A 17,611-nucleotide genomic window follows, 5' to 3' on the forward strand; every position below is an offset into this window, starting at 1 on the left:
ATAAAATTAAATTTTTTATTGAGATACCATTAAACCTTCTAATTCAAATTTTCAAATTGAGTTAAAGAATATTTATGTGTTAGTCTTCATTCTCTTACTTATATCTATCCCTTCTAATTTTTTTAGGTTCTAACTCAATATCTGCTATAAATTGAATATGACTTTTATAAGAATTAATATAAAAAATTGTTTTTTAACTATACTATTATTATAAATCTTTTTTAACTCTTCGAAAGTCATCCTATCAGTACAAATTAATTCAATAATTAAATTGATTGCCCATTAAGATAAATGATTACGTAGATCTGTTCCTTAGATATCCATCTATTCTTAACCTTCTTCCATCTTTTACTATAAATTCTTGGCATATTTTAATGATTAGTTACTTTATATGAATAATCCAAAATACATCATAACCCTCAACAGAGCCTACTCTATGAAACTATCTAATCTAAGAATTTATGTCTCACAAAGAAACTTTTTACTATTTTAATCCCAACTATACTGAAACATTTCTCACAAATACTCCTCTTAAGGATACTTATACTCATATACCGATCAACATTTAAATTGAAGTGAATACTTTATTTTAAATATAAAAGATAGCTAGAATTATAACTAACTGTCTTTTATAAAATTTAATTAACATACTCAAATACTCCCTGGTTAGTAACTACAAAGCTATAATTAATCTCTAAGTCACGAGCATATGCTTCATAATTAATATAGTTTCTCACGTTTTCAGGTATTTCTCCTAACATATTGCAATCATCTATAAGATAATATGCAACATCAGACATATCACTACATCCTGGATAATAAACAATATCATCCTTATGTTCGTATAATTCTTCAAAACTAGAAAAAAAAGCTTTTTGAATATCACTTATAGCTTCTCCCATATCTGTAGATGCTAATTCTTCTGCCATATAACACAAACGATTAATTTCTTCTATTGAAGTATATTCACTAATTTCAAAAGGTAACTCCCAATCATGTATTGCATATTCTTCATATTCACTATTTAATCCTATACGTTCCTTCAAATCATCCAAATTAATTGGTGGTGTAAACCAATCTCCAACTAATTCACCTTCATTGTATTTCCCTAAGTTTGCAATATATACTCTCATTTCTTCCATAGTATCATCTCACATTCTTTTATTTAATTTGGATATAAAAAAAGCAGTAGATTTTTATCTACTGCTTTTTTCTTATCTTTCAGAAAAAGATTTATAAATTTCATCATCTGTTCTTTCTTTATTCGGATCATCTGAAAAGAAAAAACTCAAATTCATATCTCTTTGATATGTTTTATATAATCCAGGTCGTAATGCTTGTGCTTTATTGCTATTTTCAATACTTCTTACGTTAGGAGATCCATCTTCCCTTTTCCCATTTCTCCTTACATCATAACAATATATCGCATTAGGATTTCCACCTTCTACTTTACTTCCAATTATTCTTCTTTCAACATTGCTTTTATTTATAATTTTTTCATCTGGGATATACTTAGCAAATATTTCAGAAAAATCATTAAATAAATCTCTGTTTGCAAATCTATCTTTTATCCCAAAAAAATTACAAAATTCTTGATTACTTCTAAAGTAAACATTAAAGAAGTCTATATATCCAGTAATTGAATTATTTATATTATCTAATTCAATAAACTCTATTCTAGCCACAGCATATTTACTAGGTTTATGTTCTCCTTCTTTGTATGTTGTAATTATAACAATATAAATTTTATCTTTATACTTAAATTGAAATGAATCAATAACCCATTGCTTCTTTCTCATATCGTTTAATAACTTCGGTAAATTTTTAAATCTTATTTCTTTATGTTCTTTCATAATACTCTCCTCTTTCAAAATAACATTACAATAAGCTATATACTATATTTACATTCATATAAATAAAATTTACTGGTTAACGTTTGTACTTAAAAAAACACCTAATATCTAATAAATTATATATTAACTTAAAAATCTATATACTTATTTTACCATTTACTTAATTTTTTTAATTATACCACCTTTTAATATTACATAACAATACATTATACTCCCATTATTTTATTAAATAACTCTAATAATATATTTTTAACTCCAGTAGCATTAAATACTAAACCTACTGCAATTAATGCAACAACTAAAAATCCTATAAGTTTTGAAAACTCTCTTTTGAATCCTAGATATACACCAATTACAACTATAGCCATTAATACTAATGATTGTGCATTTGATAAAAACCAGTTATATAAATTTTGACCAAAATTCATTTCTCAAATCTCCCTTCTTTTTTATTAAATCTATATTGCTTTATCTATTGAACCAACTACACTTTCTTTTACTCATCATATATAATATCTTCAATGTTCACCGAATTTTGTTCAATTATTTTTTTATGACGATCTGTTAAGTTTGCATATTTTATTAAATCTTCAATTAATGTTGTGTTATTTAATATATCTAATCTTTTTATAGTTTTTAAAGTTGGTGCAACTTGTCTTGATAGCCAGTTTAAAGTTTTATGAATATTGTACGGTTCTGGACTTGTTGTTAATTTTAATTTTTCTCTGCCTTCACCTATAAAATAGTTCCAATGTTGATTAATCTTCCATTCACTCCTACTTTTATCTTTCTGTTTATCTACAAAACGTATATATCTATTTATAATTGAAAATGCTGTTCTTTCAGCATCTCTATTTGCTAATAAATCAACTGCTGCATGATATGCTCTTTCATTTTTCAATCTTATTTCAAATCTATTTTTTATTTTTGCTTCATCAATAGGTATATCCAGTTTTATATACTGCTCATAATCTTTTTCATAAATACAAAAATAAACCTCACTTTTTAATGAACCAATATATAAAGTATTTCCCATACCTATTTTTTCATCTCTTCTAACTAATTCACCTGATCTATACGATTTGAAACTACGAAATACAGAAATACATTCTTCATTATTGCATTTATTTGTTAATTCTTTTATGTCTAATATTCCTGTCATATCATTAATAGCAAGGTCCATTCTTTTCATAACGCCTCCAGCTAATAATGCATCTAATAAAAAGTCATACCATGATCTATGTTGTGCTAATAAGAAGTTCTCAAATTGCCTACACCCTTGTCCTTTCAATTCTATTAAAACTCCTTTTTCTATATCTTGAGATACTAAAACAAATATATTGCCTATAACGTAATGCTCTGAGTAAGAGTAAAATCCATAATCTTCATGTATCATATATTCAAGTTTTAATTTCAATATATCATTAACAACATTTTTTACATCTGTTGTTGGGAATCTTATTCTTATATAATCAATCATCATTGTTAGTGGCAAATCTGGATTAAATCTTTCTATTGATTTAATTAACTTCTCTTTCATATCATTTTTTATTATTATTTTCCCACTTTCTATTTTATTTAAGTACTCTCTTGTAATACCTACTGATAATGCTAGTTTGTTTTGAGAAATCCCGTATTCAATCCTTTTATTTCTTAGATTTTTAATCCATGCTTCTATACTCAATTGCTTATCCTCCTATTAAAAAAGGTATGTGAAATAACATTAAATTTTTTCACATACCTTTAATTTCTTATAACATTGTTTCCACCTTACTTTTATAAGTTTTGCTTAAATGGTTTTAGTCGATTTGTGCCCCCCTGTTAGATACCGGGGGCTAATAAATATTGGTATGGCAAAGCCATACCAATAGCAGGCTAGTTCGAACTATCGGCTTTTGCTTCGCACGCCGCTTGTTCTACCTGCCTGCTCTTAATAATTTTATCTATTTCTTTCAAAAAATCATGACCCTTTGGTACTAACGGTGTATAAAATTCACTTATAACATTTGTTCCTACATCTACATATCCCCTACCCTTAATTTGTTTTAAGAAAAAGTCTTTATTTGATTCACCAAACATCATATTATATCCAAGCTCAGACATCCTCCCAAGTGCTACTCTAAAATTGAATTGATCACGAATACCATCACCAAGATACTTTGCATCTGGACGTTGACAAGCCAATATAAGAAAAAATCCAGACTGTCTACCTAACATTACTATTTGCTTTAATTTATTTAAAACAGCCGTATTTTCTTTAGTTCCTAACATTTCCATAAAGGCAACATATTCATCAAATATTAAAAAGTTAGCTGGCAGTCCAAGATAAGCATAGTTTTCTCCAGTTTTATAATTACTCATAGCTTTCATAGTTTCACTACGCTTCATCATTTCATCATAAAAATTGTTTATGCATGAAATCATATCATCTTTTTTATAATAAACATTTGGCATAACTGTTCTTAAATCAGCAAGATCCGCATTTTTAGGATCTAAAACATATAGCATAGAGTCTGTACTTAGTAATGCTTCAATAATTGTAAGTATAAAATATGTCTTTCCCCCTCCAGTTCCTCCTGCAATTAGCATGTGTGGTAATTTATCAAACTCCCAATATACAGACTTCATAAGTTTTAAACTTCCATTACGAACTTTAACTTCATCAATGGATATTCTATTTGCAATAGCATCATATAATAAAATATATTCAATATAAGAATCTTTTAACTCTTTAGAGATTAGCTCACAATATAAACCAGATTCTAACTTTTTTTCTAAATTTAATAACTGATCCTGATACTTTCCTAGAGTTATTTCAACTTTAATATAAATTAATCCCTCCTTTAATTCATAATACATTTTAGGGAAATATACTATTTTTTCTTTCTGCTTATTAGAATTTAAATCTTTAAAGAATCCACTCTCTTTAATTAATTCTGATTCATACCATTTGTTTTCTAATATCATTCTAGCTAGTTTTTGCCTATGCACTAGTTGCTTTAAGTTATCATATCGGTAATGATAATATAAAAAAGCAACTAATATACAAATACTAGTTGCTAATATTACTGTTACTATGTTGTAAATTGTAATTGAAAATGATAAACCATAAGTTGAAAACAAACTTACACTTTTCCAATTTATTTGTACAATCTGATTTATATTGAAAACTGACAATAATACAATAAATATAACTAACAATTTACTTGTAGAAAAATGAAAAACCAATGATTTATCACTAGCTCTTATCCGCTTACATCTATAATTTAAAATTTGCATGTATCTCCCTTTCACTAAAATAAAAACAGTAAATTTTTATAAATCTACTGCTTTAAATATATACTATAATATACATTATAGTGATATTTTTTTCACCTCATTAATAAATCCTTTAGCTTTAGTTATACATTCAAGACATTCTTCTTTACTAAATGTTGAAATATTGTAATCCGCAATCCAACGTTTCTGTTTCACATATTTAAAATCTGAAACAAAACTATTTTTTATAATCCCTTGTGAAGATAAATTTATAAGCTTTCGCTCCAAAGCTTTATGATTTTCAGTTACATTCAATTTACCAGGCTCCCAATCAGATAATTGTTTTTTATTTTCTAAAAGTGCTTTAAGAGCATGCATCATTGCATAATAGCTTCTATTAATAGCAGCTTCAAATAACATCTCCCTATACATCGCTTCCGCAGCAGAAATATTTTCATAAGCTGATTGTATTTCAATAAGATAATTAACTACAGGTTTTATTATAAATTGCTCTAACTCTAAGCTCTTAGAATCTATATTGCTATGAAAACTGTTAGCACCTTCAATAAGCCTGTTTTTTATCATCCTCCTTTCATCTTTTACTATATTATCATCCGATAAAATAGCGTGAATTATTTGTATCAAATTTTCAGGGGAATTCCCTTCTAAATTATAAAAGCTATCAAAAATAGGAATATATTTAATATCCTCATTTTCTTTGCGATGTTTCCAAACTCCATAAATCAATGAAATTCTTTTATAAAACTCATTTTCAAAAAAACTATTAAAGTTAGAGTATAGCTTTCTATCATCACCATAAAGAAACCCAATTAAGGTAAACATAAGTGCACTTCTAAATGCACTCAGCAATGATTGTTTTTGACTGTCAAACTCACTTCTCCATGCTCCTAAATTAATATTTATGTCGCCAAAATCAAAGCAGTTAATAATATCTGTACAAGAATCTTTTAATAAATCTACTGTAATATAATCCCAAGTATCTACTTTAATATATGGAATATATTCTGGTATAAGCTTAAAATGATACTTATCGCCTATTTTTTCCTCATAAACTCCAAACTGATGAAGAATATCTTCTACGTTATTAATATTAGGACTTAATCTTTTCGTATTATTAAGAAAAAGCTTAAAAAGCCTTTCATAATCTTCATCAGAAAATTCTTCTTTACAAACAAATTTCTTTAAAATTTCAGCTTCAGTTGGATTGCTTATACTTTGTAAATATAGAATATTTGCACCTATTGGTAAATCTATAGCTTGAACCTCTTCTTTTCCTTGTTCCCCAATTGCAAAACTCATTACTACTGGAAAAATACCTGCATTAATTTTTATTCCGTTCACAATACATCCTCCTATTATATATAAGTTATTTACTTTTATATAATCATTATATTATTCTTATAAATACAAGTAAAATCTGCTTTTTCTTGAATTTCTATATTGTTTTTAAACATTAGCAGCCTTTCTAATTGGGGGTGATAAACAAAATGTTTTTATCTATCATTACAGTAATAATGACTAGCTTTCTGAAATAATCTTTTATGCTTATATTTTATTTCCATAATGTAATTCACCTAATAATATAATAATTGAATCTTATTCTATTACATCTAAATCTGTACTATAGTATTCCTCCTTCTAAATAAAAAACAGTAAATTTTTATAAATCTACTGTTTCAAATTTCTATCATATTTTTAATTACTTTAAATCAACATTATTTTTTTAATAAATTTACTGGTTATTTAAATATATTTTCTATATTTGATTACATTTTTCTTTAGTTTTCTTATTAAAAATTATATTTTCCTTTTCTTCTATCAATTCTTTTTTTATTTTATTTAACTCTCTAATTACTGTCATTGCATTCATAAACATATTATTACATTGAATTACTGACAAATTAATATTATTATGTTTTTCACGTTGTTCTTCAAAATAATTAATTAAATGGTCTTTAAATTCACTTAATGTTAATTCTTCATAATTAGAATCATCTGTATAAAATTTAACATGTATATTACTAAAATCCCAAATATCACACTCTGAAATAGAACTGAATACTTCACTCATACGAACTAAACATGCAAAGTACCCTTTGGAATATTCACTACTTAAATTATATATATTTATTTGTTTTGGATGTTCTATTGAACTATAACTATATATATTAGTTTCAAATTTACACTTATTAATAAATTCATCTATCTTGCTTATTTTATAATCGATTTCTAACAAACAAGCAGTTTGCTTATCTGCTAAATATGATATATACCATCCAGTAATATAACTACAAGATAATCCAATGACACAAGATGATATAAAAGTTGATAAGCTATTATTAATAAGAACAACTCCTACAATAGACGCTCCTATTAAAATGATAAAAAATATAAAACACAATTTATTTTTATGTTTGAATTGCCCTTCAAATGTAATTAATTTTTGAAGTTCTATATTCTCCTTTTTTTTAATCATATAAATTCTCTCCTATATACTTTTATAGGAACATTATACCATTTTTAATAATAATGAACAAATACCATATTGTATTTTTTATAATAAACATTTAATATAACTAATTTTAGTCAAGTATTTTTAGGATCTAAAATACACCTTCTGAAAAACAAAAAACCAGTGATTTATCACTGGCTTTTATCCGATTTCTTCTATATTTATAAAACTTCATTTTTCTAACATTTGTAGTAAGATAGAAAGCAATAAATTTTTGTAAGTCTACTGTTTTAAATATTAATTGCATTCTAATCAATACATATATAATTGTTGAAGCAAATTTTTTAATTGATATCTTATTTTTTTTGTTTCTGGTTGAAACTCTTCTCTTAATCTAGTTCCTTCTTCTACAGATTGATTCTTAAAAATTAATTTTCCACTATTTTCATGGTAACGTAAATAAGTATCAGACAAGTAATATCTTAATCCTTCCAAAGTTTCTAATATTTCACATTTAAGATTTTCTAAATTTTTATTGTTAAAAACATACTTTTTTCTTGACCATTTTTCATATTCTAAATAATAAATATCATCACTATAATTTATTTCTACTAATTCTGATGAAAAATCTGTTCTTATAGCATATTCTATTATTTCTGTATAGTCATTTTTTAGTTCATTTAATAATTCTTTATCATTTTCCGAAATATTATCTGTCTTTCTTGGGATCGTTGCTATATTTATATAAAAATCATCTCTAATTTTTTTTAATTCATCTACTCTAAATCTATTTCCTTTAGGATGACGAGGATTATAACTGCCTATTTCACTATGACAATCAAAACAAAGTGGAATAGCATTATCAAATGTATCTTCTCCTCCATCAGCCTTTTGAATAATATGATGAACTTCTATATCTCGTCCTTTGTATTCTTCACAATAGCAACAATACCTTTTACATTTTAATAAAACTTCTGTTTTAATTTTCTCAGGAAACGACATTTTACCATCTTCTTTCATTTTTATTTATATATAGTATAAATTAATATACTATATATAAATTATAATACTACTAGATGCACAAATGAAATATTTATTTTTTACCTAAATTATTTATCTTATTTTTTAATACTATATCATCTGCTTTAATATACCAATCCACATCAGTACCATTAAAATTAGCTGTAGCCACTGTATCTGCAACTGGATTAATTATATCCACTTCTGTATTATAATCAAATTCTTTTAAAGGTATTGATGCAGGTATACTAACTTGTATCATTCTTCCTTGTCCCCTACTCTTTAAATCATAAGTACGTTCTTTAATCTCATTTGATGGCGTTCCATCATCATTTTGAACACGTACTTCTCTTCTTAATGCAGAAAATTTTAACATTCCAAATGTTTTTTCTTTATCTATAACTATTCCATTTGCTAATCTCATAATCTTATCCTCCTTAAGCCTTTACTATATCATCTGCTAATAAAATATAATTTGTAAAACCACGAGTTCCTATTTTATATCCTTCTGCTATAATTTTAGGATTTATTAACTTTACCTTTTCTTCAACTTCAAAAGCCTTCTCCCCTGCATTAGCTGGTAAAACAACAACTATGTCATCTGCTCTTTGTATATCAGAATAAAGATTATATGATCTAGATATAACTGTCATTTTTCCATTTATTCTTCTTTGTTCAACATCTCCTTCTCCTGCATACTCTAATTTTCCAAAAGTCTTCTCCATATTAGGAATAATATGTTTTAATTTCATAATCATTTACCTCTCTTTTCTAAAATTATATAATTCTTTAAATTAATACTTTTAAGTGTTGGCAATCTAATAAACACTAATTTATAATTCATACTTCCTCTATCCTATCTAAAAATTTGTATAAAAAAACAGATACTTATTTGTATCTGGCATTCACATACTTCTATTTATCTTTTTTACGTCTAATTTTTAATAATAATGTTCCTGATGCTAGCAATACTATTCCATATAAAATAATACTATTGTAATCTCCTGTTTTAGGTATAGATACTTCCTGAATTTTCTTATTAGTCATTTTACAAGTTATAACTTCACCATTTTCCTTTATTTCAAACTTCATTGGTGTTTCATCAATTTGATAACCTTTAGGTGCTTCATACTCTTGGAAGTAATATATTCCCTTAGGTAAATTATCAAAATAATATATACCTTTATCATCTGTTTTCCCTTCTATTAAAATATTTTTATCTTCATCTAATATTCTAATTCCTGTATTAGGTAAAGCTTCCCCTGTTACTAAATCAGTCTTAATTAACTTAGCTCCTCCTTTAATTAATTCATTTTTAATCTCAAGTAAGATTTTATTTTCATTATTATTCTTTTCTGAAATTAAATTATTATCTTCATCAAAGGCTTTTACCCATTCTTTTGTTGATTCAATACGTATTACTTTATTAGATAATATATATTTATCATTAGATGTTTCTTTTTCTTTTAAATAAAATGTTCCTACTGGTATATTGTTAAATTCGCCTATTGAGTCTTTTCCTATTGTTAATTCTTGTATTATATCTCCTTTTTTATCTTCTAATATAAACTTAGCCCCTTTACCTAATTCAGTAAACTCAAAGCTAAATCCATTTCTTTTATTCTTTATAGCTTTTTCATTAATCTTTTTTATTTTAAAGCTATTTAATTGAAGTTTATTTAATATTGGTTTTATATTTTCATTCTTATTTCCAAAGTCTACACCATCTTCATAAATATTAATTTTTACTTCCTTATCATTATTGGTTGAGTTAAATTCAAAATCATATTCTTTCTCATTTAAAATATGATTTTCTCCTGAATCTATTTCTTTTAAATAATATTTACCTTCTGGTAATTTTATATTTAATTCAGCAACTCCATCTTTAACGTCTTTAATCCCTACCATTGAATTTTCTGGAATCTTAATATTATTAAATATCTCTTTTTCTTTTCTAGTGAATATTCCAAATATCTTACCATTACCTTTAATATCTTTTATTACAGGTTTGTTATCTTTCCATCCTTCAATTTTTTCTTCATTTTTGAATATATTAACTAATAAAGATTGAAAATCATTATTTGCTGTAAGACTAGTTTTAGTTAATTCAACTAGCTGACCTGAATAACTTAATTCAAATTCTATCGGATTTGAAGATATTATGTATCCATTTGGAGCACTCTTTTCAATAGCTTGATATTTTCCTAGATACAATTCTGATGATTTCCATTTCCCTTTTTCATCAGTTGTAAGTGTTTCTACAACATCACCTTTCTTAAAGTGTATAGTTCCATCATTTGTAATAATATCTTCTTTTGCTATAATGTCATAGGTTACATTTTCTAAAGTTTTATATTCATATATTATCTCATGTAATTTCCCATATTTCGTTTCTTCTATTTTTATATCTTTAGGTACTTGTCCTTTCTTTGTAAATTCAACAATACCTTTTTGTGATGTATTCTCAAATCTTATTTCAATAATCCCATTTGATGAACCATCTACTTTAAAATGTATAGGATCTTTTGCTAATACATAATCCTTTGGAGCTTTAACTTCTATTAATTCATATTCCCCATATGACAATGCTTCTGGTGTTATTAAATATCCTTCATCACTTGTATAGAACGTATCATTTTTTTCATCTTCATTATTTTTAGGCATTGTTATAAAGTCTCCAGTTTGCAAGCTTTTTATTTTAAATTCAGCCCCCTTTACTGGTATTATATTCTTAGTTTCTGAATCCATCTTTACAACTTTCAATTTTTCTTCAATTACTCTATTCTGTATTGCATAATGATGTGTTTCATTTTGTTTTTTTACTGTTACTTTAAAATCTTTTGATGCAATATATCCTTCTGGTGTTTTAGTTTCTTTTACTGTATAAGTATCGTAAGGTAATCCTTCAAATTTTAAATATCCTTTCTCATCTGTATATCCTGTTTTAACTAACTTTCCTGTTGTATCACTAAATACAGAAAACTCTACATCTTTTAAAGATTTTATTTCTTTATTTTTTGTTTTGAAAATATTTTTTATTTTTTCTTTCCAATCATATTCTCCAAACTTTATTAAATCAAATCCACCTGTAATTACTTTCTCTTTTACTAGTGTTTCTTTTATAGCTGTTTCTACATTTTCACCTGCGTAACTTATTTCAAAATAATGTTTAGTAGTATCTAATAAATATCCTTCGGGAGCTTTCTTTTCAATCCAATAATACTTACCAAGATATAAATTTTCTACTTTTGCTTTTCCACCTTTAATCGTTACTGTTTCAACTAACTCATCATTATTTGATTTTCTTAATTCATAAACTGCACCATCAAGTTTTGCACTTCCTTGAGGTATTGATCCAGTTTTTTCATCTTCTTTAATTAATATTGCTTTTCCTTTTTGTTCTGTATCTTTTTGACTAATAGATGTTGATATTACTTCTACAGTTTGTCCAGCATATTTTAATTCAAATGGTATTTTTTCTTTACTTATTAAATATCCCTCTGGAGCCTTTTCTTCAAGTGCATAAAACTTGCCAAGCTTTATATTTTCTGATGTTGCCTTCCCGAATTTATCTGTCGTCATAGTAGTTATCTTTTGATCATTTTCATTATAAATACTATAAATTGCCCCTTCTAATTTATAACTATCATTAGGCATTTCTGTTCCAAAGTCTTTTCCCCTCTTACTAAGTATTACATTACCTAACTGTTCTTTATTTCCTAATGTAACTTCTATAGTTTTATTTGCTTCAATAACAACTTTTTTAATTTCACCTTTATTAAAATATCCATTTGGTGCTGTCACTTCTGATATTGTTACATTTGTTCCTGCTGGTATATCTTCTATACTTGCAATCCCATTTGAATCTGTTATAATCTCTTTACCCTTACCATCATACTCAAATTTAAGCTTAGTATTTGCTAATGCCTTTCCTGTATCTTCATCAACCTTTTTTACTTTAATATTTCCTAACTTGATTACATTTATATTTAAATTTGCACTCATTGAACTTTCCATATGAAACTCTGCTAAGCTTTGATAGTTAGGCTTACGATAGACTATTGATGTTCCAACCTCATTTTCTGGAATTTTTCTATAGCTAATAACTCCAGAAGTCGATTTTTCATTTGCTGTAATTTTTAAAGTATTTTCTTCAAGCACTATATTTGTTCCCGTATTATTTGATTCTAACTTCATTTCTCTAACAATTCCATTCTTATCTTGTAATTCAATTGTTTCTCCACTTCTAACTCCAACTTTTTCATTATTCCATGAAGGTAATATATTATGTCTATTTACCTTTTCAAGTATTTCAGCTTTTCTTTTATGATAATTGGGAAGTGTTGTAGATATAAATTTATCTCCTAACTCCTCCCATATAATTATTTGAGTTAATGCATAGTCATATTTTGATTTATTTGTATCTGTATATCCATAGTAAGCTATCTTAGATAATATATCTTTCTTTGAATTTATATACTCCTCTGATATATATCCTCCTCCACTTGCTGTTTTAATTCCTGGTTCTACACAAAATACAACTTTATTATCCATTTTCATACGATAAATATTATGATTAATTTTTCTTCCTGTAATTGGACTAATACCTAAATAATTAAATCCTGTATGTTCACTCATATCCAACTCACTAGCATAAACTGAAACCGATGATGTAAGTATAGTAGTAATTATAGTTATAAAAACCATAATAAAACTTAAAATTCTTTTAGATGCTTTGAACTTTTTCTTCATTAACTATCATCCTTTCTTCAATATATTTTTATATAAAAAATAGACATCGAATATATAAATTCAATGTCTACTCATATAACTAATATCTTAAAATATAATATACTAAATTTTTCATAATCTTAATCACAATACTCTATCCTTTTTACAATCTTAGTATCATCAAATAATTCGTAGAATTCATTAATACAATCATGCGTCTGCGAATTCGAAAATCCTGCTGGTCTATCTAAACTAAATGTAAAATCAATTCTTCTTTTAGCTCTTGATAATGCAACAAAAAATGCACATCTATCTTCATCTGGTTGATTTTTAAAATTCCAAAATGCTGAGTCTTCTAAACCAACAAAAAAGATAGTATCATATTCAAGTCCTTTGCTTTTATGAATTGTCATTATTGGAATTGAATTTTTCCCTTCAAAGTTATCAATCGCTTTAATCCAATCCTTAGTTTCATTATATTCACTCCATACTAGCTTTTTAAATTTATCTACCAAATCATCAAAATAATCTTTAGATTTATATTGTTGAAACTTTGATGCAAATTTTTCGTATGAAATATACTCAACCTTAGAATCAACTAAATCTGAGAACTGTTTTTCATCAGTAATATTTAAATTTACTTTGATATCATTAATCATTAATTCCACTTTGGTAATAAAATCATTTAATACTTTTGGATTATAAACTTCATCTATTCCATATAATTCACCTAGAATATCGTAAATATAATCCCAATCATCAGGGCTTCTGTCATTTAATGACAACCTAAAAAGCGAAACAAGTATCTTTATTATATCTTCTTTTAATAGTTCCTGATATACTGCTTCATTACGTGCCTTAATATTACATTCAGAAAGTTTATGTATAATCTCTTTTGAATAAATATCTACGCTCTGCTTTACTAATATACATATTTCATTAATTTTTATTCCGCTTTCTATCAATCCGACTATTTCTTCACTAAGTATATCAGCTTCTTTTATATAATCCTCAAAAAGTCTTAAATAAGCTTCTCCATCTTCATGATTCCACTTTTCATTAGTTTTTAAATCAATTGCATCTTCATTGAATCTGTTATACATTGCTTTTTGAATCTCTACAAGTCTTGGCGCTGAACGATGGTTCATAATTAATGTTCTTTTTTGACTTAAAAAATCATTTTGAAAATCTTCAAATATTGATTTTCTAGCACCAGCCCATAACATAATTCGTTGTTTACCATCACCAACAGCAGTAATTATTGTTTCTGTTTTAAAAAAACAGGCTTTAACAAGATCATATTGAATAGATGTAGTATCTTGAAACTCATCTAAAAACACATGACTATAAGTCATTTCAATTGCTTTTTTAATATACCTATTGGTTCTTATCAAATATTCTGCTAAGCGTGATATCATTTCAAAAGTAAGTGAACTTTCAAAATTATTATCTTCTTTACCTTTAAGTAGTACATTCCAAGCATCTATAAAAATCTTATCTACAAAATTTGTATGTAAAGGCAATTTATTTATCGATAATTTATTTCCATATAATTTATTAAATTCAGTTTGATTTCCTCTGAAATTTAATCCTGATATCTCAAATGCTCTTCTAACATCACCATTTGTAGCTATATTGTAATTATTTAAAGGTCTATACTTTTCATCTAAACTATTTCTAAATCTATCTACGATTTCTTTTGCAAAAGCATCATATGTCTTTGATTCAAATCTTAAAGCTAATTCTTTGCCACATCTTAATTCTACACGCTCTTTTAAATTATCAGCAGCATCCTTTTTAAAACTAATAGCAAGGATTTTTTTAGGATATTTACATGTATTAGTCTCTAACAAAAAGCAAGCTCTCTGTGCTAATAATTCTGTTTTTCCCGCTCCAGGACCAGCTACAACAAGTGTATTTTTATCATTAATAACTGTATTCATCGCCTCAACTTCTAATTTAAATCCTGATGCTGGATGCCACTCTTCCTTAACAATCCAATTCCTCTTCATTATCTTCTTCATCCCCTAAATCATCTATCATCTTTTCAATAACTCTATTTACAAACTCCTTTAGACATTCTGGAAAACTTTCAAAATCTAAATCAGTATTATTTGAAAATAAAGATAAATGAGTAGTTGGTTTACCTCTTCCTAAAAAGAAATACGAATACCATATCATAAGTTCTTTCTCTTCTTTAGTATAGGTAGATCCATCGCCACCTTCTTGTTTTAATGTTGATTTAATATCGCTAACTATTCTAGCTTGATAATCAGTTTTTAATTTAGATTCAGTATTTTCATTAATTTCAATATTCTGTATTTTACCATAGTCTTTTATTCTAGGCCCTTCACTACTTGCTAATGCTGAAATATATTTATCTTTAAAGCTTTGTAACATTGCAAAATCTATATCTAATGGATTTGAAAAATAAACATCATACTTTTTAAGCTTTTTAATCCATTCAGACATATTTTCAGTATCAGTTACATCCCAAGTATGCATCTCTTTAAATTCATTATCTTGTAAAATTCCATCCTTTTTATCAAGTAATACATTCTTATCACGACCAATCTTTATCAATTGTTGTATTGCATACTTTATACGTCCCCAACCACCTCCATCTCGTTCTCTATCTAAATCTAATAATGTGATATATGGAATTTCTAAATCATTTAATAAACGCCAAAAATGATTAACATGCCTACCACCTAATGGTACTATTGAAATTTCTGATGAATCTACAGATTTTGCTTTTAATTCAATCATCTTTTTAATAATAATCTCTTCACTGTCACCTTCACCTAATACAACAAGTTTTGCAAAATAAAGTTCAGGATATGCTAATACTGCTTCCTTTACAAATTTAAATTGTTCTGATTCCTTTTCTTTATTTGGTAATATAATTGACTTCACTTTTGTACATTCATGTTCCTTACAAATTCTAAAATATCTTATATCTGTTGGTTCAATTCTTTTCACTATAGCTGGTGAATGTGATGTCAATATTGTTTGTGAGTTTTCTTTTTTAGAAATAAGATTCAATTTTTCAACTACTCTTCCTAAAAGATGAGGTGAAATATGATTTTCTGGCTCTTCAACTGCAACAATCGTTAACACAGGTGGTATTAATGTAAATATCTCTTCTTCTTTGTCATCATTAATAGATTTTAGAATTTCTTCTTCAATTTCTAAAAATGTATTTACAAGCGAAAGATAAAATAAAGAACGTAAACCATCCCCAAGTTCTTCAACACGATAGTCCCGATGTGTCTCTGTAGGTGAAAAAGTTACTTCCACTTTCTTTAAAATTGTTTCTAAATCAGTACTATTAAAGTTTATCTTTGGATTTGAGTATCTAATATCTTTATGATAACTATTCCATTGAGTTTCTAATGATTTCTTTAAAGATTCGACCCCTCTTTCTTCAAAGAAAATTTTCTCAGTTTCATTTGCTTTCGTTTTAATTTTTGTTTTAGTTTGTTCTGACCAACTTATACCATTCAGTAATCTTGAAATTATTGTCCCTGATACATTTCTTAATTGTTCATCTGGCTTTCTAATAGCAGGTACATAAATAATCTTTATCTGATCAAGATCATGTCTTTTAATATTACGCTTATCTTCAGGATTTATGTCCTCTGTTGTAGACGTTATATAGTATATATTCGAGTCAATACTCCCTTCAGGATTTGAACTTTTTTCCCAACTTGCCTCAAGCCTAATCCTTAAATAAGGTTTTCCTCCCGGTTCGTTAACAACCATGTTTTTAAAAAATACTGGTATCGATAAGTTATCTTCATCCCTCTCCAATTCAGGAAATTCAAATTGTGTTTCAATATATAATTCATTCATATCAACACTATCCGGATCAGTGCTTTCAGGTATATGGAAATCTGATCTTTCAATAATTCTATCACTAGATTTTTCTCCGAAAAGTTTTATAAGTGCACTTAATAAAGCAGTTTTACCACTACTATTATGACCTATGAATCCAGTTAAATTATTGATCTCAATAGTTGTCGGTTCTTTTCCAAAACACCTATAGTTACTAAGAATTATTTTTGTTAATTGCATAATGGTTTTCCTCCCCCAAACCCAATACATATCTTATGTTTTTTTACTCTGTATTTTTCCCTTTATTATACATCTTTTCCTGAATTTTTTCTATTATTATACTAATAAAAATAATTCTATTATTCAATATTACAAAAATTTTTTAAATACTTTAATTTTTTATTTAGAACATGTATTATATATAGGTGTTGGATATATA

At 26.4% G+C, this 17,611-nt stretch carries 13 protein-coding genes; all 13 read right to left on the reverse strand.

From position 1 onward, the window contains the following. Positions 1-638: 638 nt before the first annotated feature. The 13 genes from AC4FQ1_RS02915 to AC4FQ1_RS02975 all read right to left on the reverse strand — a co-directional run bounded on the left by AC4FQ1_RS02915 (position 639) and on the right by AC4FQ1_RS02975 (position 17,412). Complete coding sequence (locus tag AC4FQ1_RS02915) at positions 639-1,142, reverse strand: antirestriction protein ArdA (protein ID WP_491168883.1); 504 nt, start codon at positions 1,140-1,142, stop codon at positions 639-641. A 72-nt stretch (positions 1,143-1,214) separates the two neighbouring features. Then, positions 1,215-1,853: a DUF6037 family protein gene (locus AC4FQ1_RS02920; RefSeq protein WP_491168884.1), complete on the reverse strand. Its 639-nt coding sequence runs from the start codon at positions 1,851-1,853 to the stop codon at positions 1,215-1,217. A 206-nt stretch (positions 1,854-2,059) separates the two neighbouring features. Next, on the reverse strand, positions 2,060-2,281 hold the full coding sequence (locus AC4FQ1_RS02925; RefSeq protein ID WP_491168885.1) for a hypothetical protein: 222 nt from the start codon (positions 2,279-2,281) through the stop codon (positions 2,060-2,062). Positions 2,282-2,349: 68 nt separating this feature from the next. Next, positions 2,350-3,537, reverse strand: coding sequence for a MobT family relaxase (mobT, locus tag AC4FQ1_RS02930; protein WP_491168886.1), 1,188 nt, complete (start codon positions 3,535-3,537; stop codon positions 2,350-2,352). Positions 3,538-3,728: 191 nt separating this feature from the next. After that, positions 3,729-5,132: an FtsK/SpoIIIE domain-containing protein gene (locus tag AC4FQ1_RS02935; RefSeq protein ID WP_491168887.1), complete on the reverse strand. Its 1,404-nt coding sequence runs from the start codon at positions 5,130-5,132 to the stop codon at positions 3,729-3,731. A gap of 75 nt (positions 5,133-5,207) precedes the next feature. Then, complete coding sequence (locus tag AC4FQ1_RS02940; RefSeq protein ID WP_491168888.1) at positions 5,208-6,473, reverse strand: HEPN domain-containing protein; 1,266 nt, start codon at positions 6,471-6,473, stop codon at positions 5,208-5,210. Between the two features lie 415 nt (positions 6,474-6,888). Next, on the reverse strand, positions 6,889-7,608 hold the full coding sequence (locus AC4FQ1_RS02945; RefSeq protein ID WP_491168889.1) for a hypothetical protein: 720 nt from the start codon (positions 7,606-7,608) through the stop codon (positions 6,889-6,891). A 288-nt stretch (positions 7,609-7,896) separates the two neighbouring features. Next, on the reverse strand, positions 7,897-8,604 hold the full coding sequence (locus tag AC4FQ1_RS02950; protein WP_491168890.1) for an HNH endonuclease: 708 nt from the start codon (positions 8,602-8,604) through the stop codon (positions 7,897-7,899). A gap of 73 nt (positions 8,605-8,677) precedes the next feature. Continuing rightward, a complete protein-coding gene (locus AC4FQ1_RS02955) occupies positions 8,678-9,028 on the reverse strand; it encodes a YdcP family protein (RefSeq protein WP_491168891.1) in 351 nt (116 codons plus the stop codon). A gap of 13 nt (positions 9,029-9,041) precedes the next feature. Beyond that, on the reverse strand, positions 9,042-9,356 hold the full coding sequence (locus tag AC4FQ1_RS02960; protein WP_491168892.1) for a YdcP family protein: 315 nt from the start codon (positions 9,354-9,356) through the stop codon (positions 9,042-9,044). 163 nt (positions 9,357-9,519) lie between these two features. Beyond that, positions 9,520-13,356 carry a SpaA isopeptide-forming pilin-related protein gene (locus AC4FQ1_RS02965; RefSeq protein ID WP_491168893.1) on the reverse strand — a complete coding sequence of 1,279 codons (3,837 nt, stop codon included), beginning with the start codon at positions 13,354-13,356 and terminating at the stop codon, positions 9,520-9,522. A gap of 119 nt (positions 13,357-13,475) precedes the next feature. Continuing rightward, positions 13,476-15,347 (reverse strand): UvrD-helicase domain-containing protein, encoded by a 1,872-nt coding sequence (locus tag AC4FQ1_RS02970; protein ID WP_491168894.1) that lies wholly within the window; start codon positions 15,345-15,347, stop codon positions 13,476-13,478. Next, the gene (locus tag AC4FQ1_RS02975; protein WP_491168895.1) at positions 15,325-17,412 is read right to left on the reverse strand and encodes an ATP-dependent nuclease; all 2,088 of its coding nucleotides are present in this window, start codon (positions 17,410-17,412) and stop codon (positions 15,325-15,327) included. The genes AC4FQ1_RS02970 and AC4FQ1_RS02975 overlap by 23 nt, the downstream gene beginning before the upstream one ends. Positions 17,413-17,611 lie beyond the last annotated feature (199 nt).

This window comes from Clostridium sp. TJA020, from assembly GCF_058310295.1.